The sequence below is a fragment of the Caulobacter sp. NIBR1757 genome (assembly GCF_027912495.1).
GTDB lineage: Bacteria > Pseudomonadota > Alphaproteobacteria > Caulobacterales > Caulobacteraceae > Caulobacter.
On record NZ_CP115463.1, the window covers coordinates 2,160,056 to 2,184,672 of the forward strand.

A 24,617-nucleotide genomic window follows, 5' to 3' on the forward strand; every position below is an offset into this window, starting at 1 on the left:
GCCTCCCAATCGTTTCCCCGGATTGAGAGACTACGCCGACTTCGGCGTCTGTCACCTGTTCGTTTACGCTACGTCAATCCGCCCGGATTTCCGCCTTCGCATCCAGGTGCCCGGCCAGGGTGTTCGCCCGCCGCCCCGTCTGCTCCCCAAGCAGCAGGTCGGCGCGGTCGGCGTCGGTGGTCAGCAGCAGCCGGCCGTCCTTCAGGCTCAGGCGCGTATGCGCCAGCAGGGCGCTGTCGCGGGCTGTCAGGTCGCAACCGAGGCGGATGGCGGCGCCCAGGGCCCGGGCGCGTTTCCTCGCCACGTCGGGGAGCAGGCGGGTGATTGTGCCCTGTTCCGGCGTGCTGTTGGAACTGGTGTGGCGGCTGAAGGCGGCCATGGCCAGGAAGGCGCGTTCGGCATGGCTCTGGCCGGCGACGGGGGCCCGCAGAACCTGCTCGAAGACCAGGTCGGCGCGGTGGTCGGGGTGCAGCCGGGCCCCGAGGTCGGCCAGGCGGCAGGCGGCGGCCAGCAGGATGGCGTCGCGGCCGGGGAAGATCGGATCGAGCGAGCCGAATACCGGCGTCAGCCAGGCCTCCAGGGTCGGCCCCAGGGTGGCGTCGGCGCCGGTGCGGATGGTCAGGGCGTCACAGCCCTCGACCAGCGGGTCCAGGGCCTGCGTCCGCGCGTCCATGGCCTCGAACAGCATGCCTTCGCGCACGCCATAGGCCGACAGCACCACCGTCTCGATCCCCAGCGCCACGATCAGCCGCTCCAGCACCACGGCGGCATGGGGCAGGGTCTCGGCCCGCTTCTTGGAGACGCCTTCGACGGCTTCGAGCGAGCGGCGCGACTGGCTGGCCACGAAGCGGCAGGCGTTCAGGGCCTCCGCCCGGGTCAGCTCGTACTGGTGCACGACCCTGAGCGGATAGCCGGTCATATGCATGTGGATGAGCGCCAGGTTGCGCCAGGCGCCGCCGACGGCGTGAAAGGTCGGGGTGTGGAACTGGCCCAGATCGTGGATCCGCTCGTCGACCTCGGCGCGGCGGATCTCTGGGTCGTCGTCCGGAAAGGCTCCGAAGGAGAAGGGCCCGAGCGGCAGGGTGACGCCTTCGCCGGCGCCCTTGGGCCCGATGGCCGTCAGTTCCAGGCTGGCGCCGCCCAGGTCGCCGACCACGCCGTCGCCGGCCGGAGCGCCGGCCAGCACGCCCAGCGCTGCATAACGGGCTTCCTCGGCCCCGCTGAGCACCCGCAGAGTCAGGCCGGTCTCGGCCTGAACGCGTTCAGCGAACATAGGGCCGTCCTCGGCGTCGCGGATGGCGGCGGTGGCGGCGGTGAACACCCGCTCGGGCGGTAGCCGTTCGACCACCATGCGAAAGCGCTTGAGGGCGGCGAGGGCGCTGACCGCGCCGTCTTCGCTCAAGCGGCCGGTCTTCTTCAGGTCGCGGCCAAGGCCGGCCAGCACCTTCTCGTTGAACACCGTCCACATCGACCGGCCCTCGACCCGGTACAGCACCAGGCGGACCGAGTTGGAGCCGACGTCGACGACGGCGGCGTCATGGCTGGTCATTGGTCGAGGTCCAGGGCCAGGACGCCGGGCAGGTCGCGGACATGGTGACCCCGGCCCGACAGACTGGGGTTGGTCATGAAGTAGTCGTGGGCGGAGAAGGCCATTCGCTTGTTCCAGGCCGGGTCGCGCGTGTAGCCGCCCTGGCTGTCCAGCGTCCAGCTTTGCGCCTCGTCGTTGAGGTTGGCGACCATGATCTGGCTGAGCACCTGTTCGTGCACCGTCGGGTTGTCGATGGGCGTCATGGCCTCGACGCGGCGGTCGAGGTTGCGCGGCATCCAGTCTGCCGAGGAGATGAACACCTTGGCCGCCTTGCTGGGCAGCGGCTCGCCGTTGGCGAAGGCGGCGATGCGCGAATGCTCCAGGAAGCGTCCGACGATCGACTTGACCCGGATGTTCTCCGACAGGCCGGCGACGCCGGGCTTCAGGCAGCAGATGCCGCGGATGACCAGGTCGATGGGCACGCCCGCCTGGCTGGCGCGGTAGAGGGCGTCGATGATCTCCGGATCGACCAGGGCGTTGAGCTTGGCCCATATGCCGCAGGGCTTGCCGGCCCTGGCGTTATCGGCCTCGGCGGCGATCATGGCCAGCAGGTCCGGCTTCATGGTCTCGGGCGAGAAGCTCAGCTTCTCCAGCCGCTCGGGGCGGGCATAGCCGGTGATGTAGTTGAACAGCCGTGCGCTGTCGCGGCCCAGCGCCGGGTCGGTGGTGAACAGGCTGAGGTCAGTGTAAACCTTGGCTGTCACCGGGTGATAGTTGCCGGTCCCGAAGTGGCAGTAGGTGCGCAGGGTCTCGCCCTCGCGGCGCACCACCAGGCTCAGCTTGGCGTGGGTCTTGTACTCCACGAAGCCGAAGACGACGTGGACCCCGACCTTCTCCAGGTCCTTGGCCCAGCGCAGGTTGTTCTCCTCGTCGAACCGCGCCTTGATCTCGACCAGGGCGGTGACGTTCTTGCCGTTCTCGGCCGCCTCGATCAGGGCGGCGATGATCGGGCTGTCCTGGCTGGTGCGGTACAGGGTCTGCTTGATGGCCAGCACCTGCGGGTCGCGGGCCGCCTGGCGCAGGAACTGGACGACCACGTCGAAGCTTTCGAACGGGTGGTGGACCAGGATGTCCTTCTCGCGGATGGCGGCGAAGCAGTCGCCGGCATGGTCGCGGATACGCTCGGGGAAGCGGGCGACGAAGGGCGGGAATTTCAGGTCGGCGCGATCCTTGGGGATCATCTCCGACATCGCGGCCAGGCCCAGCTTGCCGTCGATGAGCACCACGTCGTCGGGCCGGGCGTCGAGGCCGTCGAGGATGAACTCGCGCAGGTCGTCGGGCATGGTGGTCTGGACCTTGACCCGCACCACCTCGCCCATGCGGCGACGCTTCAGCTGGGTCTCGAACTCCAGGACCAGGTCCTCGGCCTCTTCCTCGATCTCGATGTCGCTGTCGCGGATCACCCGGAACAGGCCCCGGCCCTCGACCGTGTAGCCGGGGAACAGCTGGTCGAGGAACAGGATGATCAGGCTTTCCAGGGCAATGAACCGCCGCTCCTTGCGCCGCGCCGGGCCGGGAAGCTCCCAGAACCGCTTCACCTGCTGGGGCACCGGCACCAGGGCGAACAAGAGCTTGCCGTCGGCCCGCTTCATCTTCAGTCCCAGGCAGAAGCCGAGGTTGGGGATGAAGGGGAAGGGGTGGGCAGGGTCGATGGCCAGGGGGGTCAGCACCGGGAACAGCTTGTTCTGGAAGACCTCCAGCGCCGCCGGCAGATCGACCGCCGTGACGTCGCGGGCGTCGAGCAGGCGCAGGCCCTCATGCCCGAGTTCGGCCCGCAGACTGCGCCAGATGCGCTGCTGGTCGTCCATCAGCACCGAGGCGGCGGCGTTGAGGCGGTCCAGCTGTTCGATGGGCGTCAGGCCATCGAGGCTGACCTTGCGCACGCCCTCCCGGACCTGGCCCTTCAGGCCGGCGACGCGGACCATGTAGAATTCGTCGAGGTTGTTGGCGCTGATCGACAGGAAGCGCAGGCGCTCCAGCAGCGGATGGCGCTGGTTCTCGGCCTCTTCCAGCACCCGCTTGTTGAAGGCCAGCCAGGAGATTTCGCGGTTGAAGAACCGCTCCGGCGAGGCCAGCAGGGTCTCGTCCAACGTGAGGTCCCTGAGGGCCGTGGGGCTTTTCCTGGAGGCGCTGGCAGTCGCGGTTCGGGGCATCGGGACTCTATAGGCGGTTTCGCCGACCTTTGGCCCATGGTCGTGACAGTTTCAACGATATAGGCAGGCGCGGTGATTGCCGGCTTAACGGCGGGCGCTTGTCTTATGATCCGGGGGCTGACGTGTTTCTCAGAGCTGTGCTGATGCTGGCCGTCGTCGCCTGCCTGGGGGCCGCGCCGGCGATCGAGCCCATCCGATATACCATCTCGCCGGTGCTGGAGGACGGCCGCCTGACGGCCCTGGTGGTCGTCATGCAGGCAGACGGCGACGAAGACGGCGAGACACGCCTGACTCTGCCCTCCAGCGGCGTCGCCGATGATGAGCCCGCCCCCTATCTGGGCGCTGTCGATGTCACGGGCGGCGAGGCCCGGCGGGAGAGCCCGTCGGCCATCGTCGTCACCCACGACCCGGGCGCGCGCCTGACAATACGCTACCGCCTGATGACCGGCTACGACGGCGATCCGCCCGGCCAGCCTTTCCGCCCGGTGGTCCGGCCCGACTGGTTCGTCGTCCACGGCGAGGCGGCCTTCATCCTCATCCGGGAGCGGCCGGGCACGCCTGTCCGCCTGACCTGGTCCGGGATGCCCAGGGGATGGCTGGCCCAATCGAGCCTCGGCCCAGCTGATACGGCGGACACCCTGTCCGACAGCATGCTGTTCGGCGGCGCCGGTTGGCGGCGCGAAATCCGGCCGCTGGGCCCGGCCCGCCTGTCCCTCTATTTCCGCGAACCCGGCTGGCAGGTTTCGCCGGCTCTGGCGGCCGACATGCTGGCTTCGACCCTGAAAGCCGACTTCGACTACTGGGGCGATCGGCCCCGCGACATGACCGTGCCCGTCATCCAGGTTTCCGGCGGCGACTTCGGCGGACGGGGCCTGGCCGGCGGCTTCGCCCTGTTCGCGGGTCCGGATCTTGATCTGCGCACCCTGCGCCGGATCGTGGCCCACGAGCATACCCACAGCTGGATCTCCCGCCAGGTCGGCGGCTTCCCGATGCGGGACGACAACCTCTCGGCCTGGTTCAACGAGGGTTTCACAGAGGCGGTGGCGGGCCGCTCCCTGCTGCGCTCTGGCCAGTGGTCGCTGGAGGATTTCGTGACCGACCTCAACGAGTCGCTGCTGCGCTACGGCCTCTCGCCGGCCGTCGAGGCCAGCAACCGCCGGCTGGCGGATGAACGCATGACGGACTTCGACGTCGGTAAGATGCCCTACGACCGGGGGCGGCTGCTCGCCATCCTCTGGGACCGCCGCTTTCGCCAGGAGACGGGCGGCAAACTCGGGCTCGACGCCGTGCTGGCCGAACAGCGCCGTCTCGCCGCCGCCGACGAGGGCGGCGACCACCGCGTGCCGGCCAACGAACTCTTCCCATGGGCCGCCCTCAAGGTCACCGGCCTCAACCTGGAGCAGGATATCCGGCGGCGGGTGGACAACGGCGAGCGCATCGAACTGCCCGCCGACCTGTTCGGCGACTGCGGCCGCCTGGTCGAGGTCCGCCAGCCGGCTTTCGAGCGCGGCTTCGACCTCCTCGCGACCCTGCGCAACAAGGGTCGGCTCGTCGGTCTGGTCCCCGGCGGCCCGGCCGAGCGGGCCGGCCTGCGTGACGGCGACCGCCTCCGGATCAGCGAAATCCCCTCACGCGACAGCCAGACCCCGCTGACCTACCGCGTGGTGGACGAGGCGAAGAGGCCGCTTCGGACCGTGACCTATCTGCCGGTCGGCGAGGGCGAGGTCCGCTTCCAGCGCTTCGTTCTGACCCCCGCCATGTCCCCGGCGCGGCAGCAGGCCTGCACGGCCATGCTGAGCGGGAGGTCCTAGACCTCCTCGAACAGATCCGAGGTCTCGTCCAGCAGTTCGCGGGCCAGCGCCCGGTTGATCGCCCGGCCTCGCGAGCCCGCCGCCTCATCCATCCGGGCCGCCAGGATGCGGGCCGCCGACACCGACCGCTCCATGCGGCTCAGCAGGTAGGGATAGAGGTCGTCATCCGGCTTGATGTGCCGGGCCTTGAACAGGGCTTCCAGCACAGCGCGCAATTGGGCGTCGTCGGGCGGATCGATCTCGGCCACCGCCAGGGCGTTGTAGCGCGAACGCAGGTCGGGCAGGGTGGTCGGCCAGGCCAGCGGCCGCTCGCGGCCGGTCAGCAGGACCGCGCGGCCAGCCTGGGCCTGGTTGAGCAGGTGGAAAACCGCCTCGTCCTGGCCGAGCAGGTCGGCGTCCTCGACCAACACGGGTCCTGAGCCCTCCAGGCTCAGGCCACGTCCCGGAAACACCAGCTGCGCCCCGTTGGCGTCGGCCCAGCTCTGGGCCAGATGGGTTTTGCCGCTGCCGGCCGGTCCGATTAGGGCCAGGGCGCCGCGCCCGAGGCTGGCCCAGTCGTCGAGCGACAACACCGCCGAGCGATTGGCGTCGGACAGCACGAAGGCGTCGCGCGTCCAGCTGGTCGCGGGCTCGAACGGCAGTCGGAACTGGGCGGCGGTCACGGCAGGGGTTGTAGCAAGCGCCCGCGCGGCGGTCACGGCGGGCGCGCCGCGGGGGCGGGGAGAACCGCTCCCGGCCTGTGGACAACAGGCTTAACGGCGCCCCTGATGAATATGTCTAGACATATTCATCGCGTTTTGGACCGCCGAGCGAACCGTCGTTCGGTCACCGACGCCAATCGGCACGCGGCCGGGTGGGTTTCGGGCTGGTTTGTGTGGTCTCGCGGGTGGTCTTGTGTGGTCATTTCAGTCGGCAATTGCGGTCAGATAGTGGGTCTTATGACGTTGTATTTTATTGGCTTTCTATGACCTGAAACCTCTGGCCAACAGCGCCGCCGTGCTATACTGGGCCCGCCGCTTCGCTAACGCTTTCGACCGGTCACCGCTGTGGCGCAGCCGAAGAACAGCCGGTGGTAGGTGACCTCCAGCCCCTCGGCCCGCATCATCTCCGCCAGCCCGGACGCGTCCCCGAATTTGCTGCTGTAGGTACCGATCATCGCAAAATCCTGCGCGCCCCGCAGGAACAGCCGCTCGATCAGCGGCAACACGACCAACAGATGCAGCCGATACACCGGCCGCAGCCACCACCCCTTCGGATCGGAGGCCTCGACCATCGAAAACACCCCGCCCGGCTTCAGCACCCGCGCCGTCAGCTTCGCCAGGCGTCCATGCTGCTCGGGATTGAAGGTCTTCAGCCCGAAGGTCGCCACCACGAAGTCGGCGCTTTCGGAGGCCAGGTCGCTGGCCAGCAGGTCGTCCTCGATGAAGGCGATCTTGTGAGCCCGCATCGCGTGCAGCCGCTCCAGCGCCCGCCGGTGCATGCCCGAGGAAATGTCGACGGCGGTGATGGCGCCAAGGTCAGGGAACCGCTTCAGCAGATGCGGCCAGACCTCGCCGGTGCCGGCCATGAAGTCGTAGCCGCTGGGCGCCGCCACGGCCGGCGCCGGCATCAGCGCCACGCACTGACGCCGCCACCGCTCGGTGAAACCCATCGAGCAGATGTAACTGAAAGCGATGTAGCGGTCCGAACAACGGTCGAAGACGGCCTTGACGAACCGGGGGTCATAGAGGTCTTCGGACATGCGGCCAGATGATCCGGCTTCGCCGCCCGGCGCAACGGGGGAAACATGCCACAAGGATTCCTGCGCAGCTTCGCCAAGGTCGCCACGATGGCCGAGGCGCTGGACGTCGCCCACGACCTGCTGGCCGCGCTCGAAGGCGTTGCGACGGTGAAGAGCCTGCTGGTCGAGCCCTACTACAAGGAAGAGGGCTGGATCGAGGTGACGCCGACCTTCAGCGACTTCGACCTGGAGGCCGTGAAGGCGCGGCTGGCGGCCGATTGGGTCGAGGGCGGCGGCGACTGGATCTGGAATCCGGAGGCCCACTGGAACCAGGGGGAGGGGGCCTCCTTCGCGGTTCCGAACATCGTCTGGGCGCTGGTCGAAAGCACCGACTGAAGCGCCGTTTGCCTTGACTTTCCAAGGCCCTCATGCGCCCTTCCGCGCCTCTCGAAATCCGACTCCAAAGCACAGATTCATGCACGCCTATCGCACCCATACCTGCGGCGCCCTGCGCGCCACCGACACCGGCGCCACGGTGCGCCTGTCCGGCTGGATCCATCGCAAGCGTGACCACGGCGGCCTGCTGTTCATCGACCTGCGCGACCACTACGGCCTGACCCAGCTGGTCCTGCATCCGGGCACGCCCGGCTTCGACGCCGTCGAGCGGCTGCGGGCCGAGAGCGTCATCCGCGTGGACGGTGAAGTTGTCGCCCGCTCGGCCGAGACCATCAACGCCAACCTCGGCACTGGCGAAGTCGAAGTGCGGGTCACTTCGGTCGAGGTGCTGTCGGAAGCGGCCGAGCTGCCGCTGCCGGTGTTCGGCGAGCCCGACTACCCCGAGGAGATCCGCCTCAAGCACAGGTACCTCGACCTGCGCCGCGAGACCCTGCACAAGAACATCATCCTGCGCTCCAGGGTCATCGACAGCATCCGCAAGCGGATGGTCGCCCAGGGCTTCCTCGAGTACCAGACGCCGATCCTGACCGCCTCGTCGCCGGAAGGCGCGCGCGACTTCCTGGTGCCGTCGCGTCTGCACCCCAGCAAGTTCTACGCGCTGCCGCAGGCCCCGCAGCAGTTCAAGCAGCTGCTGATGGTCTCGGGCTTCGACCGCTACTTCCAGATCGCCCCCTGTTTCCGCGACGAGGACCTGCGCGCCGACCGCAGCCTGGAATTCTACCAGCTCGACGTCGAGATGAGCTTCGTCACGCAAGAGGACGTGTTCGCGGCCATCGAGCCGGTGATGCACGGCGTGTTCGAGGAGTTCGCCGACGGCAAGTCGGTGACGCCCTATCCGTTCCCGCGCATCCCCTACCGCGACGCCATCGCCTGGTACGGCAGCGACAAGCCCGACACCCGCAACCCGATCAAGATGTCGGACGTCTCGGAGAGCTTCCGCGGCGGCGGCTTCGGCCTCTTCGCCCGCATTCTTGAAACCGAGAAGAACGCCGTCTGGGCCGTGCCGGCCCCCGGCGGCGGTTCGCGCGCCTTCTGCGACCGCATGAACAGCTGGGCCCAGGGCGAAGGCCAGCCGGGTCTCGGCTACATCTTCTGGAGCGCCGACCAGAACGCCTGGGGCGGCCCGATCGCCAAGAACCTGGGTGAAGAGAAGACCCAGGCCCTGATGACCAGCCTCGGTCTCGGCGAAGGCGACGCCGCCTTCTTCGTGGCCGGCGATCCGGGCGTCTTCTACAAGTTCGCCGGCTCGGCCCGCACCCGCGTGGGCACGGAGCTGAAGCTGATCGACGAGGGGACGTTCGAGTTCTGCTGGATCGTCGACTTCCCGATGTTCGAATGGTCGGACGAAGAGAAGAAGGTCGACTTCAGCCACAACCCCTTCTCGATGCCGCAGGGCGAACTCGAGGCGCTCGAAACCAAGAGCCCGCTCGATATTCTCGCCTACCAGTACGACATCGTCTGCAACGGCTACGAGCTGTGCTCGGGCGCGATCCGGAACCACAAGCCCGAGATCATGCTCAAGGCCTTCGAAATCGCCGGCTATGGCGCCGACGTGGTCGAGGAGCAGTTCGGCGGCATGCTGAACGCCTTCCGCTATGGCGCCCCGCCGCACGGTGGTCTGGCCCCCGGCATCGACCGCATCGTCATGCTGCTGGCCGGCCAGACGGCCATCCGCGAAGTCATCGCCTTCCCGCTGAACCAGCAGGGGCAGGATCTGTTGATGAGCGCGCCGTCGGAAGTGTCGGAGAAGCAGTTGAAAGAACTGCACATCCGGCTGAACCCGCCGATCAAGGCCTGATCTATCGCTAGTGCTGCGCTTCCGGCAGGCGGACGATCAGTCCGTCGTGCTCGTCCGCGATCTTGATCTGGCAGGCGAGGCGGGAGGTTTCCCGCACGCCCTCGGCGAAGTCGAGCATCGAGGCCTCCATGGCCCCGCGCTCGCCCACGCGGCCCATCCAGGCCGGATCGACATAGACGTGGCATGTGGCGCAGGCGCAGGCCCCGCCGCAGTCGGCGTCGATGCCCGGGACGTTGTTGCTGATCGCCCCCTGCATCAGGCTGACCCCGACCGGGAGGGTGACGCGATGCTCCGCGCCGTCGTGCTGGACGTAGGTGATGACGGGCATGGAGGCTCTCAGGCGGGGATGCGGACGGGCAGGTTGAGGTAGCCCTTGACGAAGGGCGAGGGGACGCGGTCGGGCTCGCCCATCACCTCTATGACCGGGAAGCGCTTGAGGATCTCTTCCCAGATCACCCGCAGCTGCATCTCGGCCAGCCGGTTGCCGACGCAGCGGTGGATGCCATATCCGAACGACATGTGGGTGCGGGGCCGTTCGCGGTCGATGATGAAGGCGTTGGGATTGTCGATGACGGCGTCGTCGCGGTTGCCCGAGACGTACCACATGACGACCTTGTCGCCCTTCCTGATGGTCTTGCCCTGGAACTCGATGTCCTCCAGTGCCGTGCGCCGCATATGGGCCAGGGGCGTCTGCCAGCGGATGGTCTCGGAGACCATCGAGGGGATCAGCTCCGGGTTGGCCCGCAGCTTGGCGAACTGGTCGGGGTTCTTGCTCAGGGCGTAGAGCGAGCCGGAGATGCTGTTGCGGGTGGTGTCGTTGCCGCCGACGATCAGCAGGATCAGGTTCCCCAGATACTCCTCGGGGCTCATGTTCCGGGTCGCCTCGCCGTGCGCCAGCATGGAGATCAGATCGCCGGTCGGCGGGGCGTTGACCCGCTGGTTCCACAGCTCGGTGAAGGCGACCAAGCACTCCATCAGCTCGGCCAGCTTCTGCTCCTCGGTCTCGACCACCTGGCCGGGTCCGGGAATGCAGGAGCCGACGTCCGACCACCAGGTCAGCTTGCGGCGCTGTTCGAAGGGGAAGTCGAACAGGGTGGCCAGCATCTGGGTCGTCAGCTCGATCGACACCCGGTCGACCCAGTCGAAGGTCTCGCCGCGCGGCAGGGCGTCGAGAATGGCGCAGGCCCGCTCGCGGATCAGCGGTTCCAGCCGTTCGAGGTTGGCCGGGGATACGGCGGGGCTGACCACCTTTCGCTGTTGATCATGCTTGGGCGGGTCCATGGCGATGAACATCGGCAGGCGAAGGTCGGCGCCCTGGTCGAGGATGGCGATGCCGCCCAGCGCCGCTTCCGACGAGAAGACCTGGTGGTTGATGTCCACCGCCATGATGTCGTTGTAGCGGGTGATCGACCAGTAGGGTCCGAAGACGCTGTTGGCGCAATAATGGACCGGGTCCTCGGCCCGCAGGCGCTCGAAATAGGCCAGTGCTGTCGTCCGCACGCTCGTCCGCTGATCGCGACATCGTCCGACGCGATCTGTCGAGGAATAGGCGCGATCTCTCGCGGACTGGTGCACGGAACCGTCGGCCATCGGATTTCCTCCAGGGCGCCCGCCTTGGGACGGGTCTATGCAAGCAGCCTAGGCGTGACGTAGCGACAGGGGGATGGCGCAGAATGCCAATCTCATGGCATTTTGCGCCAGATGGAGAGCACGCTCGCCCGACTGCCGATGACGCCGGGATACTTCCGGCTGATCCTGCGCGGCTATGGCGACACCCCTGAGCGCCGGGCGGCGATCCTTGAGGGCACGGGGGTCACCGAGGCCATGGCGGCCGACGGAGCCGCTGACATCAGCCTGTTCCAGCAGGTCCGGCAGATCGGGAACATGGTCGCCCTGTTCGGCGACGGCTGGGCCCTGGACCATCCGGACCTGTGGAATCCGGCCTCGCACGGGCCGCTGGGCGTGGCCGGGGTGACGGCGCCGAACGTCGCCGGGCTGATCGATGTGCTGCAGCGCTTCAGCTTCGTGCGGGCGCCCTTCTATCAGATGACGGTGGCCAAGGGGCCGGCCTGGCTGCAGATGGACTATGCGCTGACGGTCTCCATCGATGAGCGGCTGTGGCGGCCGATGATGGAGATCGCCCTGATCGGGGTGCAGCGCATCCTGGCCACCGTGCTGACGGCGCCGACCCGGGGGGCGGTCTTCCACTTCGCCTGTCCGGAACCGGGCCATGCCGACCAGGCCCGGGCCGTGCTGGGCGACCAGGTTGTCTATGGCGCGCCGGTCAATTCGGTGCGGGTTCCCGCGGCCTGGCTGGAGGTGGCCTCGCCGTTCGCCGATCCGGCCCTGCACGCGGCGGCGGTGGCGGAGCTGCAGGCGGCGCTCAAACGGGTGTCGGAGCCGGTCGGCCTGCGGGGGCGGGTCGAGCGGTTGCTGCGCACCCTGCCGGCGGGTCGGCTGACAGCCGAGGAGACGGCGCGGCTGATGGGGGTGTCGCGGCGGACTCTGGTGCGCAAGCTGGCCGAGACCGGGGTCGGCTATCGGGAGCTGCTGGACGCCGAACTGCGTACGCGGGCGATGCGGATGCTGCGGGACAGCAGCCTGAGCCAGGCGCGGATCGCCGAGATGTTGGGCTATGCCGATCCCACCAGCTTCAGCCGGTCATGCCGTCGCTGGTTCGGCGCCGAGCGGCCGCGTTAGTTGCGCGGAGACTTCGGCGGCCTGGGCGCTTCGGGAGGCTTGGGCGGCGCCGGGGCGTTGAAGATCATGATCTTGCGGCCCTTGCAGAGGCGGGGGGTCAGGCCGGCCGGCAGCCGTGTAGAGCTGTCGGAGCAGGCCTCGCTGACCTGGTGCTGGGTCAGGTTGCGGGCCCGGCTGAGATCGGCGCCGAACAGGGTCGCGCGCGACAGGTCGGCGTCGCGGAAGTCGGCGTTGTGGAAGGTCGAGCGAACCAGAACGGCGCCGGACAGGTCGGCGTCGCGGAAGTTGGCGCCGGTGAAGGTCGAGCTGATCAGGCTGGCGCCGACCAGTTCGGCGTCGCGGAAGCTGGCGCCGGAGGCCTGGACGTTGGTGATGACCGCGTGCGGCAGCTCGGCGTCGCGAAAGTTGGCGTTGCTCAGGTTGGCGCCGTTGAAGTTGACGGCCGGCAGTTCGGCGTCCTGCAGGCTGGCGCGGGTGAAGTTGGCCTTCTGGAACACCGCTCCGGCCCCCTCGACCCCGTCGAGTTCGGCCCCGGTAAAGTCGGCGTAGGAGAAGTTGGAGCCCATCATCTCGGCGCCCGAGAGATCGGAGTCGGCCAGGTGGGCGCCCTGGAAGTTGGAGCCGACGAAGCTGGCCCCGCGCAGGTCGGCCCGGATCAGGGTGGCGCCGCCGAAATCGGCGCCGGTGAAGCGGGCGTTGACCAGTTTCTTGCCCGACAGATCGCACTGGCGGCAGGTCCCGCCGAACAACAGCTGGCGCGGTATGTCCCTCTCGTCCCGAACGACCCGGGCCTCGGCGACGCCTGCGGCGGCGGCCAGGACGGTGAAGGCGGCAAGGGCGATTGCGAACTTGTTCATCGCCATCAGATGTGGCCCACGCCCCGCAAGGACGCCACTTAATTCGCGGTAAGGATTGGGTTTTCCCGAAACTGGGTCAGCACTTCGGAATTCTGAGGCCACGCGGCAGCTGGGTCGTCTCGTCGCCGCAGGCCTGGTCGAGCTGGCGCTGGGTCAGGCCGACAGCCCGATCCATCTCGGCGCCGGAGAACACCGCCCCGGTCAGGACGGCGCCGCTGAAGTTGGCGCCTTGCAGGTAGCTGCCGACGAAGTTGGCGTTGGTCAGGTTGGCGCCGGCGAAGCTGGCTCCGCCGAAGACGGCGGCCGAGGCATCGACGTCGCGCAGGTCGGCTCCGGCGAAGCTGGCCCGGTTCATGACCACGGCGGTCAGGGTGGCCTGACGCAGGCGCGCCTTGCGGAAGTTGAGGCCGCTGCGCTCCATGCCCATCAGGTCGGCCTGGAACAGGTTGCAGCCGGGACAGCTGGCCCCGGCGCGCACCCGCGCGATCTGGCCGGCGTTCTGGGCCGAGGCTGGACCTGCGAGGGAGGCCACGGCGAGCGTGAGGGCGATGAGGCGCTTCATGGCGCAAACCCTTGCATGGCAGGGGTCTTCGTTCGGTTAACGGCGGTCAGGAGCTGACGTTCTGCTCCACCACAACGCCGCAGGTATCGCAGACCCCGCTGAACACCGACTGGTCGCCGCAGGACGGGCAGACGCTGGCGGCGCGGGGGTTGTCCATCATCACCTCGCCCGGCCGCTTGCCGAAGGGCAGGAAGACCAGGTTGTCGGGCGCCGCGCCTCTCGAGAAGCCCTTGGAGATGAAGCGGCTGGCCGGTTGCGGTTCGGCCTCGTAGCCGCCCCCGGCAAGCGCCGGGGCGGCGTCGGCCTTGCCGCGGCCGAGGCCGTCGGCATTGAGTTCCTCGCCATCGGCGTTGGAGAGGTCGTTGCGCCCCAGGTAGCTGACGCCAAGCTCGCGGAAGACGTAGTCGAGGATCGAGGTGGCCGAGCGTATGGTGTCGTTGCCGGTCACCGGGCCGGCCGGTTCGAACCGGGTGAAGACGAAGGCGTCGACGAATTCGTCGAGCGGCACGCCGTATTGCAGGCCGATGGAGATGGCGATGGCGAAGTTGTTCATCACGCTGCGGAAGGCTGCGCCTTCCTTGTGCATGTCGATGAAGATCTCGCCCAGCTCGCCGTCGTCGTACTCGCCGGTGTGCAGGTAGACCTTGTGGCCGCCGACGGCCGCCTTCTGGATGTAGCCCTTGCGGCGGTCGGGCAGCTTGCGGCGGGTGCGCTCGCGCTCGACCACCCGCTCGATGATGCGCTCCTGGGCCGGGGCGGCGCGGGGCGCCTCGGGGGCGGCTTCCTCGGGGATGCCGAGGCTGAAGGCCAGCGGCGGGCCGGCGCGGTCGAGGCGCAGGGCGCGGACCCCGGCGGCCAGCGCCTGGGCCTGCAGCAGGGCGGCCTCCGACGGCAGGGCGGTGAAGGCCAGCGGCAGGCGCAGGGTCCCGGCGTGGCCGCAGGCGTCCTCGATGGCGGCATGCAGGGCCAGCCGGGCGGCGAAGGACGGGTCGGGGTCGAGGATGGCGCGGGCGGCCGGGGAGAGGTCGGTCGCCTGGTCGAGCGAGGCCGAGCCGAGGACATAGGCATTGGCCTCGGCGATCTGGCGGTCGGTGAAGCCGGCCAGGCCGAGGGTGTCGAAACCGGGCTGGCGAAGCGCCTCGGGATCGGCGCCGAGGATGTCGCGCAGGAAGCCCTCGCCGACGACCAGCGGGCTGAAAGCGTCGCGCAGGTCGGTGACCAGCGGCAGCACGGCCTGGATCGACTCGGTCTCGAGGACGGTGAAACCCAGCGCCGACAGCGAGGCGGTGTTGATGTGCGGCGCCTCGGCGAAGTCGCGGTGGCCGAGCATGGCCAGGCGCAGGGCGTCGGGGTCCTCGCCCAGGTAGGCCAGAGCGTCGAGGGCCGGCTCGGCGATGACACGCAGGGTTTCGCCGTCCTCGGTCTCGGCGAGGGTCAGCGGGCCGGACCAGGGAGCGGCGGCCATGCAGGCGGCGCCAAGGCGAATCTGCAGCTCGGCATCCTCGTGCGGGGCGACGTCGGCCAGGCCGCGGGAGGCGGAGGCGGCGCGGCTCCACAGGTCGGCGGCGAGGTCGCGGGCCTCGTCGCTGTCATAAGCCAGCCCCCGGGAGACGATCAGGGCGGCGGTATTGGCCAGGGTCAGGGTGGCCGGGGCGTCTGGGCCGGCGTCGAGGCGGACGGCGGCAGCCAGCAGGCGGGCAGAGGCCTCGAAGCCGGGCATGTCGAAGGCCTGGCCGTCCTGGAAGGCGATCAGGTCGAGGGCGGCGACGGGGCCGGCGGCGCGGCCCGACAGGGCGGCGGCGTCCTGCGCGGTCAGGGCCAGGGTGGCCGCGCCGGTGCGCCAGCCGAGGCCGGCCAGCTCGCGCTCGCGGCCGGTGTGGGCGTCGTCGGCGGCCTGCAGGACGACGGCCGGGCGCGAGGGAGCCGGGGTGGCCGGCGGGGCGATGGACAGGCCGCACAGACCGGCCCCGATGGCGTCGCTGATGGCGGCGTCGCTGGCCCCGGCGGCGCGGGCGGCCCGGGCCATGCGGGCCAGGGCCGGGTTGGCGGCCGGATCGGCGCAGGCGCTGGCGTCGCCCTCGCAGCGGCGCACGGCGTCGCTGACGGCGGTCAGCCGGTCGGTCAGGGTGCGCAGGGCGGGGGCGGTCAGGTCGTGGGCGGCGACCTCGGCGGCGAAGGCGGCCAGGGCGCGGTCGGCGTCGGGGCCGGCGAGGTCGATGACGGGCAGGGCTGTGGCCCGCCGGGGCTCGGCGAAGGCGACGATGCCGTGGCTCATCAGGGCGAACAGCTCGTCGCGGAAGGCGCCGGCGTCGGTCGGCCGGGCGAACAGGCCGAGGGTCCAGCCCTTGCTGGCCAGATCCTGCGCCTTGCGGGCCGGGCCGGCCCCGAGCAGGCCAATCGGTGTCAGGGGCTGGCTGAGGACATTGGGCAGGTCGCCGGCGGCGGGCTCGGGCAGGGTCGCGGCCCAGTCGGCCCAGGCCTGGACGCGGGCGCCGGGCCAGCTGACGGGCGCCAGCACGCCGGTCAGGGCGCTGGTCCCCTCCAGGGTGCGAAGCTCGACTTCCGGCCCCGCGGCCTTGGCTCGCCGCCGCTCGAAACGCATCCGTCCGCCGCTCCCACGCTTAGGCGGGCAGGGTAGGGCGCGCGCGCGGCGGGAGCAATAGATGATGGGGTGCGGCAAGGGGTCATCCACAAGATATGGTGCAATTGCTGATCCCTTCTCCCGCTTGTCGGGAGAAGGTGGCCGCGTAGCGGTCGGATGAGGGCAGCGCCTGCGGCAAGCGATTGCGCGTGTTCTGGCGCCTTCGGCGCTGTCGCCAGTCTTCCTCTTCCGCTCTGCCCTCATCCGACCCCCTTCGGGGGCCACCTTCTCCCGACAAGCGGGAGAAGGAACGCTTTGTTTTTCCGGCCCCGCCCTCTATGTTCCGCCTGAAATTCGACCTCCCCCGACAGACGGATTCTCCTGTGCTGAAAGCGATCTTTACCTGGTGGAACGGCGCCACGTTGGGGCAGACCTTCCACATCAAGCGCCGCGGCGTGAAGATCGGCCAGGATGAGTTCGGTAACACCTACTATGAAGCCCGCGACGACAAGGACAGCTACGACGTCGGTCGCAAGCGCCGCTGGGTGATCTACAACGGCTATGCCGAGGCCTCGAAGGTGCCGCCGGACTGGCACGGCTGGCTGCGCTACACCTTCGACGAACCGCCGACCATCGCCCCGCTGCCGCGGCGCAGCTGGGAAAAGGAGCACCGGCCAAACCTGACCGGCACCGTCCATGCCTGGCGACCCAAGGGCTCGATCTCGGGTGACGGCCAGCGCGACAAGGCGACGGGCGACTACCTGCCCTGGACCCCGGAATAGGGACGCCGGAACCGGCATGAAGATCACGGTCCGCATCCTGGCGGCGATGAGCCTGGCCCTGGCAGGCGTGGCCAGCGCCCAGCCCGGCGCGCCGACGCCCAGGGCCGCGCCGCAGCCCAAGCCGGCGCCGACCGCACCGGCCGCCGAGGAGCCGCCGCCGGCCAATGTCACCGCCCCGCCGCCGGTGGTCTCAGCGCCGGCGTCGCCCGTGCCGATCGTGCCGCTGCCCGATCCCAAACCGGCCCCCAAGGCCAAGGCCGCCGAAGCCAAGCCGGTCGAGCCGCTGAAGCGGGTGCGGGCCGGCTCGGCCATCGTCCAGGCTCTGGACAAGGTGACCGCCGAGACCCTGCGCTTCGAGGTGCCGGTCGGCGGGTCGGTGCGCTACAAGTCGCTGGTCTTCACGGTGCGGGCCTGCGAGAGCGCCGCGCCGGACGAGACGGCTCCGGAATCGGCCGCCTATATGACGGTGGACTCATCGCCCAAGCCGCAGCCCGGCCGGCCGACGCCGCCGACCCGTCAGGTGTTCAAGGGCTGGATGTTCGCCTCGTCGCCGGGGCTGAACCCCCTGCAGCACCCGGTCTATGACGCCTGGCTGATCGCCTGCAAGGCGGCCTGACCGCCGCCTTCGAAACGGCCGAAATCGCCTTTGACCTCAAGCGCTTGCGCCAGCCTTCTGTGGTATTCGGCGCGCGGAATCTCGACGACGCCGAACTGGGTCAGGTGATCGGTGACGAACTGGCAGTCGAGCAGGCGGTAGCCGCCGACCCGCAGGCGGGCCACCAGGTGGACGAGAGCGACCTTGCTGGCGTCGGTGGCGCGGCTGAACATGCTCTCGCCGAAGAAGGCCCCGCCGAGCGAGACGCCGTAGAGGCCGCCGATCAGTTCGCCGTCGCGCCAGGTCTCGACACTGTGGGCCTGGCCGCGCCGGTGAAGCTCGCCATAGAGGTGCTCGATCACCGGATTGATCCAGGTGTCCTCACGGCCCGGGGCGGACTGGGCGCAGAGGCCGACGACGCGGTTGAAGGCGGTGTCCGTGCGGACCTCGAAGCGGTCCGATCTGACCGTACGGGCTAGGCGGGATGACAACTGGAACCCGTCAAGCGGCAATACCCCGCGCCGCTGCGGGTCGATGAGGAAGACCCCCTCATCGTCCCGCGAATCGGCCATCGGGAAGACGCCGCGCTGGTAGCAGGCGATCAGGTCTTCGGGGGTGAAGGCGTCGTCCGTGTCCTTCATCCGAGACGAAGTCCTAGCCCTGTGCTTTGAGCCAGTTTTCCAGCCAGTGGATGTTGTAGTCGCCGGCCCGGATGTCCTCGTTCTGCAGCAGGTCCTGGAATAGCGGGATCGTCGTCTCGATGCCGCTGACGACCATTTCGCCCAGGCACCGCTGGGTGCGGGCGATGCATTCGGCGCGGTCGCGGCCGTGGACGATCAGCTTGCCGACCAGGCTGTCGTAGTAGGGCGGGATCGAATAGCCGGCGTAGAGGCCGCTATCGAGCCGCACGCCCAGGCCGCCCGGCGCATGGAAGTCCGTCACCTTGCCCGGCGAGGGGGTGAAGGTGCGCGGGTTCTCGGCGTTGATGCGGCATTCGATGGCGTGGCCTTCGAAAGTCACGTCGGCCTGGGTGAAGCTGAGCGGCAGGCCGGCGGCGATGCGGATCTGTTCGCGGACCAGGTCGATGCCGGTGATGGCCTCGGTGACCGGGTGTTCGACCTGCAGGCGGGTGTTCATCTCGATGAAGAAGAACTCGTCGTTCTCCCACAGGAACTCGATGGTGCCGACGCCGAGATAGCCGATGGCGCGGATGGCCTCGACGACGACCGCGCCGATCTTCTTGCGGGCCTCTGAATTGAGGGCCGGCGAAGGGGCTTCTTCCAGCACCTTCTGGTGGCGGCGCTGCAGCGAACAGTCCCGTTCGCCCAGGTGCACGACGTTGCCGTGGCTGTCTGCGACGACCTGGATCTCGATGTGGCGCGGGGTCTGGAGGTAGCGCTCCATGTAGACGGCGTCGTCGCCGAAGGCCGCGCGGGCCTCGGAACGGGCCGTCGAGACCGCTTCGTAGAGGTCTTCCTGGGTCGCCGCGACCTTCATGCCGCGACCGCCGCCGCCGGCCGCCGCCTTGATGAGGACCGGGAAGCCGATCTCCTTGGCCGCCGCGAAGGCCTCTTCTTCCGTGGTCACGGCGCCGTCGGAGCCGGGGACTACGGGGATGCCGGCGTCCTTGACCGCCTGTTTGGCGCTGATCTTGTCGCCCATCATGCGGATGTGCTCGGGACGCGGCCCGATGAAGGTCATGCCGTGGGTGTTGACGATCTCGGCGAAGCGGGCGTTTTCAGACAGGAAGCCGTAGCCGGGGTGGATCGCCTGTGCGCCGGTGATCTCGGCCGCCGCGATGATCGAGGGGATGTTGAGGTAGCTCTTGGCCGCCGGGGCCGGACCGATGCAGACGCTTTCGTCGCACAGCCGGGCCCACATGCCGCTGGCGTCGGGCTCGGAGTGGACCGCCACGGTGGCGATGCCCATCTCCTTGCAGGCGCGGTGGATGCGAAGGGCGATCTCGCCCCGGTTGGCGATCAGGATCTTGTCGAACACAGCGGCTACTCGAGGATCACGAGCGGCTGGCCAAACTCGACCGGCTGGGCGTCGCCGACCAGGATTTCGACCACGACGCCGGCGCGGGGCGCGGGGATCGGGTTCATCGTCTTCATGGCCTCGACGATCAGCAGGGTCTGGCCCTCGCCGACCTTGTCGCCGACCTTGATGAAGGCGGGGCTGCCCGGCTGCGGCTGCAGGTAGACGGTGCCGACCATCGGCGACTTGACCTCGTCGCCCTTGCGGGCGGCGGGCGCGGCCTCGACCGGCGCGGCGACGGCGACAGGCGCCGGGGCGGCCATCGGAGCCGGGGCCGGGGCAGCGGCATAGGCCTGCTGCGGCGCGGCGCTGACGGTGATCTCGCGGGCGACGCGGATGCGCAGGTCGCCGCGCTCCACTTCGATCTCAGTCAGGCCGGTGCTCTTGAGGATGTCGGCGAGCTTGCGGACCGTCCGGGTGTCGATGGCGGCGCTGTTCTCGGCGGAGTCGTCGGCCGGGGTATTGGACATCAGGGATACCTTGTTCTTGGTCTTTAAGCCTACGACCGGGCCGCGCCGACAAGGCCGGCGGCGGCTTCGATCGCCAGTTCGTAACTTGCCGCGCCGAATCCGGACACGATGCCGGTCGCCGCGAGCGAAACATAGGTCGTCTTGCGAAACGCCTCGCGCGCCGCAGGGTTCGACAGGTGACACTCCACCACCGGAATAGCGAGAGTCTTCAGCGCGTCCAGCAGGGCCACGGAAGTGTGACCGTAGCCGGCCGGGTTGATGATCAGGGCGCTGGCGGCCTCCCGGGCCTCCTGGACCCAGTCGATCAGCTGGCCTTCGTGGTTGGATTGTCGGCAGTCGACGGTCAAGCCGAAGGCCTCCGCGCGGGCGGCGCAGCGGTCGTGGATATCCGACAGGGTGTCGTATCCATAGATGTCGGGTTCACGCGTCCCAAGCAGGTTGAGATTGGGCCCGCTCAAAACAAAGATCGGTTTCGGCATCCGGCCCCGCCGTCGATTCAAGACGGGCCTTGTATCGCCGCAAGGCCGGGGTAACAAGCGCAGGCATGCGGATACAGCTGAACGGCGAAGAACAGACGTTTGAAGACGTGGCGACGGTGGCCGCCCTGGTGGCGGCGCTGGAGCTCGATCCGAGGAAGGTCGCGGTCGAGCGAAACCTTGAGATCGTGCCGCGTTCGACCTATGCCGATACGCCGGTGATGGACGGGGACCGCATCGAGATCGTGACGTTCATCGGGGGTGGGTGAGGAGGCCGCGCGTCGCTGCCAGCCCCACCAATCCCGTGGGGGAGGGCGGAGCCAACCCTTAAGCCACCTCGTAATCGCTGAGCACCGGTTCCCGCATCACCTTCATGTAGGTCGCGGTATCGCCGCTCCAGTTGTTGGTAATCTTCCCCGACGCCGTCTTGTACCAGCTTGAACACGACCCGGCCCAGGCCGTGTCCTGCAGGTCGTGCTGCAGCTGGGTATTGAACCGCGCCTGCGCGTCCGGCTTCAGCTTCAGCGCCTTCGCCCCCCGGGCCTTCAGCACCCGCATCGCCTCGACCATGTAGCCGACCTGGGCCTCGATCATCAGGATGATGCTGTTGTGGCCGAGGTTGGTGTTGGGGCCATAGAGCAGGAAGAGGTTGGGGAAACCCGCCACTGTCACCCCGTAATAGGCCTCCGCCCCGTCCTTCCAGGCCTCGTCGAGCGAGCGGCCGTTCTCGCCGTGGATGGCCAGGGGGGCCAGGAAGTCGGTGGTCTCGAAGCCGGTGCCGAAGACCAGCACGTCACAGGCATGCTCGGCCCCGTCGCCGGTCCGCACGCCGGCCCCGGTGATCGCCTTCACATCCTCGGTGACCAGCTCGACGTTGGGTTGGGCCAGGGCCTGGTAGTAGTCGTCCGACACCAGGATGCGCTTGCAGCCGATCGGATAGTCCGGCGTCAGCTTGGCCTTCAGCACCGGGTCGGTGATGGTGGCGTCGAGATAGTCCATCGCCACCTTGCGGAAGTCCGCCGCCGCCTTGGTCCCCTGTTTGAAGGCCTGGAACCTGGCGTCCATCAGCTTCCAGGTCAGCCACCGCTGGGCCCGGTCGATGAAGGGGAAGGCCGCATACAGCGCCTGCCGCCCCGGGCTCATCGCCTTGTCGAGGCGCGGCACGACATAGTTGGGGGTGCGCTGGAAGACCACGACCTTGCCGGCCGTCTTGACCAGTTCGGGGATGTACTGGATGGCGCTGGCCCCGGCCCCGATGCAGCCGACCGTCTTGCCGGCCAGATCGACATCGTGGTTCCAGCGGGCGCTATGCCAGCTGTCGCCCTTGAAATTCTCGCGGCCGGGAATGCCGGCGAAGCTCGGCCGGTTCAGTTGCCCCAGCCCGGACACCAGCACCGGCGCGCTCAAGGTCTCGCCGCCCTTCAAGGTGACCGTCCAGGCCTCGCCGTCCCAGTCGGCCCGCTCGACCTCGGCGTTGAAGCGGAACCGGTCGCGCACCCCGAAGCGGACCGCGACGTCCTCCATGTACTGACGAATCTCGGCATGGCCGCTGTAGGCGCGGCTCCAGTTCGGATTGAGCGCGAAGCTGTAGGAATAGAGCCGCGAGGGCACGTCGCAGCAGGCCCCGGGATAGGTGTTGTCCCGCCAGGTGCCGCCGAGGCGGTCGGCCTTTTCCAGCACGAGCAGCCGTTTGAACCCGGCTTCCTTCAGCTTGATGGCCGCGCACAGGCCGCCGAAGCCCGCCCCGATGATGATGGCGTCGAGACCGTCAGACACGCGTCGCTCCCCTTGTTTTCCCAAAGGATGACCCAACCCCGCCGTTCCCGAAAGCGTGACCTCACGTCACCGCGCTTGCTGCTGCGCCGCACACAGGCGTGAAGTGGCGCCGTGAAGGGCCGGTCTGGTCCTTCCCTGACCCTAAACCGCGGCATGGCCGCGAGGCCGTCCGCCTGACAGTGGGAGGTCTCCTCATGGGTAGAAAAGCAGGCGCCGTCCGGACCATCGTCCTTGTCGGTCCGAACGGCGCGGGAAAAACCACTCTCTTCGAAGCCCTGCTGCATGCGGCGGGCGCCACCGATCGCCAGGTCCCGGTCGGCCAGGGCTCGGTGGGCGACGGCAGCCCCGAGGCCCGGGCGGCCGGGCAGTCGGTCGAGCTCAACATCGCCAGCTTCGACTTCATGGACGACCGCTACGCCCTCATCGACTGCCCGGGATCGGTGGAATTCCGCGCTGAGGCCGACCACGCCCTGGCCTGCGCTGATCTCGCCCTGCTGGTCATCGATCCCGAGCCCGACAAGGCCATCCTCGCCCAGCCCTGGCTGAAGGAGATCGAGCGGCTGGGCATTCCCCGCGCCATCTTCGTCAATCGCATCGACCAGGCGCGCGGCAACGTCGGCGACCTGCTGGCCGCCCTGCAGCCGGTCTCGGCCGCGCCCGTGGTGGCGCGCCAGCTGCCGATCTGGAAGGACGAGCACGTCACCGGCTTTATCGATCTCGCCCTCGAACGGGCCTTCGTCTACCGCCCCGGCAAGGCCTCCGAGCAGGTGGACATTCCCGGCGACCTGAAGGCCGAGGAGGAGGGCGCCCGCTTCCACATGCTCGAACAGATGGCCGATTTCGACGACACGCTGATGGAACAGCTGCTGTCCGACGAGACGCCGGACCTCGGCGCCGTCTTCGCCGACATCATCGCCGAGACCCGCGCCGCCCAGATCGTCCCGGTCTTCCTCGGCGTGGCCCAGCAGGGCAGCGGCGTGCGCCGGCTGCTGAAGGCCCTGCGCCACGATGCGCCGGAACCGGATGCGGCGGCCCGTCGGCTCGGGGCTGATGGCCCGTCCGCCTATGTGGTCAAGACCAGCCATGCCGGCCAGGCGGGCAAGATGACCTATGCCCGGGTGTTCGGCGCCGATCTCGCCGACGGCTCGGACGTCACCCTGCCGGATGAGGGGAAGGGCCGAATCAGCGGCCTGTTCCAGGTCCTGGGCCAGGCGACGAAGAAGGTCGCCTCGGCCCGTTGCGGCGACGTCGTGGCCCTCGGCAAGGTCGAGGGCGCCCATGCCGGCGATCTGCTCAGCATCGGCAAGACAGGCGTGAAGGCGGCGGTGTCGGCCACGGCCCGCTTCCCGGTCTACGAGATCGCCATCGAAACCCGCGACCGCAAGGACGACGTGCGGCTGTCCGGGGCCCTGAGCAAGCTGCTGGAAGAGGACCCTGGCCTGAAGCTCGTCCACGACGGCGAACTGCATGAGATGCGGCTGGCCGGGCAGGGCGAGGCCCACCTGCGCATCGCCCTCGATCGCCTCAAACGCCGCTACGGCCTCGAGGTCACCCAGCACGCCCCGACCACCCCCTACAAGGAGACCATCCGCAAGGCCGTCACCCAGCGCGGTCGCCACAAGAAACAGACCGGCGGCCATGGCCAGTTCGGCGACGTGCTGTTGGAGATCCGCCCGCTGGCCCGCGGCGAGGGCTTCCAGTTCAGCGACCGCATCACCGGCGGCGTGGTGCCCAAGCAATGGATTCCCGCCGTCGAGGCCGGGGTGCGCGATGCGCTGGAGAAGGGGCCCCTGGGCTTCCCCGTGGTCGATGTCGCCGTGACGCTTGTCGATGGCAGCTGGCATCCGGTCGACAGCAGCGAAATGGCCTTCCGCACGGCCGGCCGCATCGGCATGAGCGAAGGCCTCGCCGCCGCCTCACCCATCCTGCTGGAGCCGATCGAGAAGCTGACCATCTACGCCCCCAACACGGCGACCGCCCGCATCACCTCGACCCTGTCCAACAAGCGCGGCCAGATCCTCGGCTTCGACGCCCGCGACGGCTGGCCCGGCTGGGACCGCATCGAGGTCTGCATGCCGCACGCCGAACGCCAGGACTTCATCATCGACCTGCGCTCGATGACCCAGGGCCTCGGCGCCTTCGAAGCGGCCTTCGACCACCGCGTCGAACTGACCGGCCGCAAGGCCGAAGAGGTGGTGTCGCGGGCTTCGGCGTAGGCGGCAAACGCAGCAAATCCTCCTCCGGCGCGAAGCGAC

Annotated in this window: 22 protein-coding genes; 8 read left to right on the plus strand and 14 right to left on the minus strand. The window is 68.9% G+C overall.

The genetic code is table 11. The features are described from left to right. Positions 1-73: 73 nt before the first annotated feature. Entirely contained in the window at positions 74-1,549 is a 1,476-nt protein-coding gene (locus O5I81_RS10630; protein WP_271068918.1) for a Ppx/GppA phosphatase family protein, read from the minus strand. Then, positions 1,546-3,741: an RNA degradosome polyphosphate kinase gene (locus O5I81_RS10635; RefSeq protein ID WP_271068919.1), complete on the minus strand. Its 2,196-nt coding sequence runs from the start codon at positions 3,739-3,741 to the stop codon at positions 1,546-1,548. The genes O5I81_RS10630 and O5I81_RS10635 overlap by 4 nt, the downstream gene beginning before the upstream one ends. A 122-nt stretch (positions 3,742-3,863) precedes the next feature. Between O5I81_RS10635 and O5I81_RS10640 the strand changes: the two genes are divergently transcribed. Continuing rightward, entirely contained in the window at positions 3,864-5,552 is a 1,689-nt protein-coding gene (locus O5I81_RS10640; RefSeq protein WP_271068920.1) for a hypothetical protein, read from the plus strand. Here O5I81_RS10640 and O5I81_RS10645 read toward each other — a convergent pair. Beyond that, positions 5,549-6,214: a chromosomal replication initiator DnaA gene (locus O5I81_RS10645; RefSeq protein ID WP_271068921.1), complete on the minus strand. Its 666-nt coding sequence runs from the start codon at positions 6,212-6,214 to the stop codon at positions 5,549-5,551. The genes O5I81_RS10640 and O5I81_RS10645 overlap by 4 nt on opposite strands. A gap of 359 nt (positions 6,215-6,573) precedes the next feature. Then, positions 6,574-7,293: a class I SAM-dependent methyltransferase gene (locus O5I81_RS10650; RefSeq protein ID WP_271068922.1), complete on the minus strand. Its 720-nt coding sequence runs from the start codon at positions 7,291-7,293 to the stop codon at positions 6,574-6,576. 45 nt (positions 7,294-7,338) lie between these two features. Here O5I81_RS10650 and O5I81_RS10655 point away from each other — a divergent pair, with 45 nt between their 5' ends. Then, positions 7,339-7,668, plus strand: a complete 330-nt coding sequence (locus O5I81_RS10655; RefSeq protein WP_271068923.1) for a hypothetical protein — start codon at positions 7,339-7,341, stop codon at positions 7,666-7,668. Positions 7,669-7,747: 79 nt separating this feature from the next. Beyond that, positions 7,748-9,526 (plus strand): aspartate--tRNA ligase, encoded by a 1,779-nt coding sequence (gene aspS / locus O5I81_RS10660; protein WP_271068924.1) that lies wholly within the window; start codon positions 7,748-7,750, stop codon positions 9,524-9,526. 7 nt (positions 9,527-9,533) lie between these two features. On the opposite strand, the gene O5I81_RS10665 is transcribed toward aspS, so the two are convergent. After that, positions 9,534-9,854, minus strand: a complete 321-nt coding sequence (locus O5I81_RS10665) for a 2Fe-2S iron-sulfur cluster-binding protein (protein ID WP_271068925.1) — start codon at positions 9,852-9,854, stop codon at positions 9,534-9,536. An 8-nt stretch (positions 9,855-9,862) separates the two neighbouring features. Next, positions 9,863-11,116 (minus strand): cytochrome P450, encoded by a 1,254-nt coding sequence (locus O5I81_RS10670; RefSeq protein WP_271068926.1) that lies wholly within the window; start codon positions 11,114-11,116, stop codon positions 9,863-9,865. A 111-nt stretch (positions 11,117-11,227) separates the two neighbouring features. Here O5I81_RS10670 and O5I81_RS10675 point away from each other — a divergent pair, with 111 nt between their 5' ends. Then, positions 11,228-12,226, plus strand: coding sequence for an AraC family transcriptional regulator (locus tag O5I81_RS10675; RefSeq protein ID WP_271068927.1), 999 nt, complete (start codon positions 11,228-11,230; stop codon positions 12,224-12,226). Here O5I81_RS10675 and O5I81_RS10680 read toward each other — a convergent pair. From O5I81_RS10680 to O5I81_RS10690, 3 genes are all read right to left on the minus strand, one after another. Then, entirely contained in the window at positions 12,223-13,083 is an 861-nt protein-coding gene (locus tag O5I81_RS10680; RefSeq protein WP_271068928.1) for a pentapeptide repeat-containing protein, read from the minus strand. The two genes, O5I81_RS10675 and O5I81_RS10680, sit on opposite strands and share 4 nt — an antisense overlap. Positions 13,084-13,159: 76 nt before the next feature. Beyond that, positions 13,160-13,645 (minus strand): pentapeptide repeat-containing protein, encoded by a 486-nt coding sequence (locus O5I81_RS10685; protein ID WP_271068929.1) that lies wholly within the window; start codon positions 13,643-13,645, stop codon positions 13,160-13,162. 46 nt (positions 13,646-13,691) lie between these two features. Then, a complete protein-coding gene (locus O5I81_RS10690) occupies positions 13,692-16,247 on the minus strand; it encodes a ribonucleotide reductase (RefSeq protein ID WP_271068930.1) in 2,556 nt (851 codons plus the stop codon). Positions 16,248-16,609: 362 nt separating this feature from the next. On the opposite strand from O5I81_RS10690, the gene O5I81_RS10695 reads away from it, so the two are divergent. After that, on the plus strand, positions 16,610-17,008 hold the full coding sequence (locus O5I81_RS10695; RefSeq protein WP_271068931.1) for an NADH:ubiquinone oxidoreductase subunit NDUFA12: 399 nt from the start codon (positions 16,610-16,612) through the stop codon (positions 17,006-17,008). Positions 17,009-17,024: 16 nt separating this feature from the next. After that, positions 17,025-17,624, plus strand: coding sequence for a DUF2155 domain-containing protein (locus O5I81_RS10700; RefSeq protein WP_271068932.1), 600 nt, complete (start codon positions 17,025-17,027; stop codon positions 17,622-17,624). Here O5I81_RS10700 and aat read toward each other — a convergent pair. From aat to O5I81_RS10720, 4 genes are read right to left on the minus strand one after another with little or no spacing between them, the layout of a single operon-like run. Next, entirely contained in the window at positions 17,588-18,244 is a 657-nt protein-coding gene (gene aat / locus O5I81_RS10705; protein ID WP_271068933.1) for a leucyl/phenylalanyl-tRNA--protein transferase, read from the minus strand. The two genes, O5I81_RS10700 and aat, sit on opposite strands and share 37 nt — an antisense overlap. A gap of 13 nt (positions 18,245-18,257) precedes the next feature. Beyond that, complete coding sequence (gene accC / locus O5I81_RS10710; RefSeq protein ID WP_271068934.1) at positions 18,258-19,601, minus strand: acetyl-CoA carboxylase biotin carboxylase subunit; 1,344 nt, start codon at positions 19,599-19,601, stop codon at positions 18,258-18,260. A 5-nt stretch (positions 19,602-19,606) separates the two neighbouring features. Then, complete coding sequence (accB, locus tag O5I81_RS10715) at positions 19,607-20,110, minus strand: acetyl-CoA carboxylase biotin carboxyl carrier protein (RefSeq protein WP_271068935.1); 504 nt, start codon at positions 20,108-20,110, stop codon at positions 19,607-19,609. 29 nt (positions 20,111-20,139) lie between these two features. Beyond that, the gene (locus O5I81_RS10720) at positions 20,140-20,589 is read right to left on the minus strand and encodes a type II 3-dehydroquinate dehydratase (protein WP_271068936.1); all 450 of its coding nucleotides are present in this window, start codon (positions 20,587-20,589) and stop codon (positions 20,140-20,142) included. A gap of 65 nt (positions 20,590-20,654) precedes the next feature. Between O5I81_RS10720 and thiS the strand changes: the two genes are divergently transcribed. Further along, positions 20,655-20,855 (plus strand): sulfur carrier protein ThiS, encoded by a 201-nt coding sequence (gene thiS / locus O5I81_RS10725; RefSeq protein WP_271068937.1) that lies wholly within the window; start codon positions 20,655-20,657, stop codon positions 20,853-20,855. Between the two features lie 58 nt (positions 20,856-20,913). Here thiS and O5I81_RS10730 read toward each other — a convergent pair whose 3' ends face one another. Continuing rightward, on the minus strand, positions 20,914-22,362 hold the full coding sequence (locus O5I81_RS10730; RefSeq protein ID WP_271068938.1) for an NAD(P)/FAD-dependent oxidoreductase: 1,449 nt from the start codon (positions 22,360-22,362) through the stop codon (positions 20,914-20,916). Positions 22,363-22,556: 194 nt separating this feature from the next. Between O5I81_RS10730 and O5I81_RS10735 the strand changes: the two genes are divergently transcribed. Further along, positions 22,557-24,578 (plus strand): elongation factor G, encoded by a 2,022-nt coding sequence (locus O5I81_RS10735; RefSeq protein WP_271068939.1) that lies wholly within the window; start codon positions 22,557-22,559, stop codon positions 24,576-24,578. Positions 24,579-24,617 lie beyond the last annotated feature (39 nt).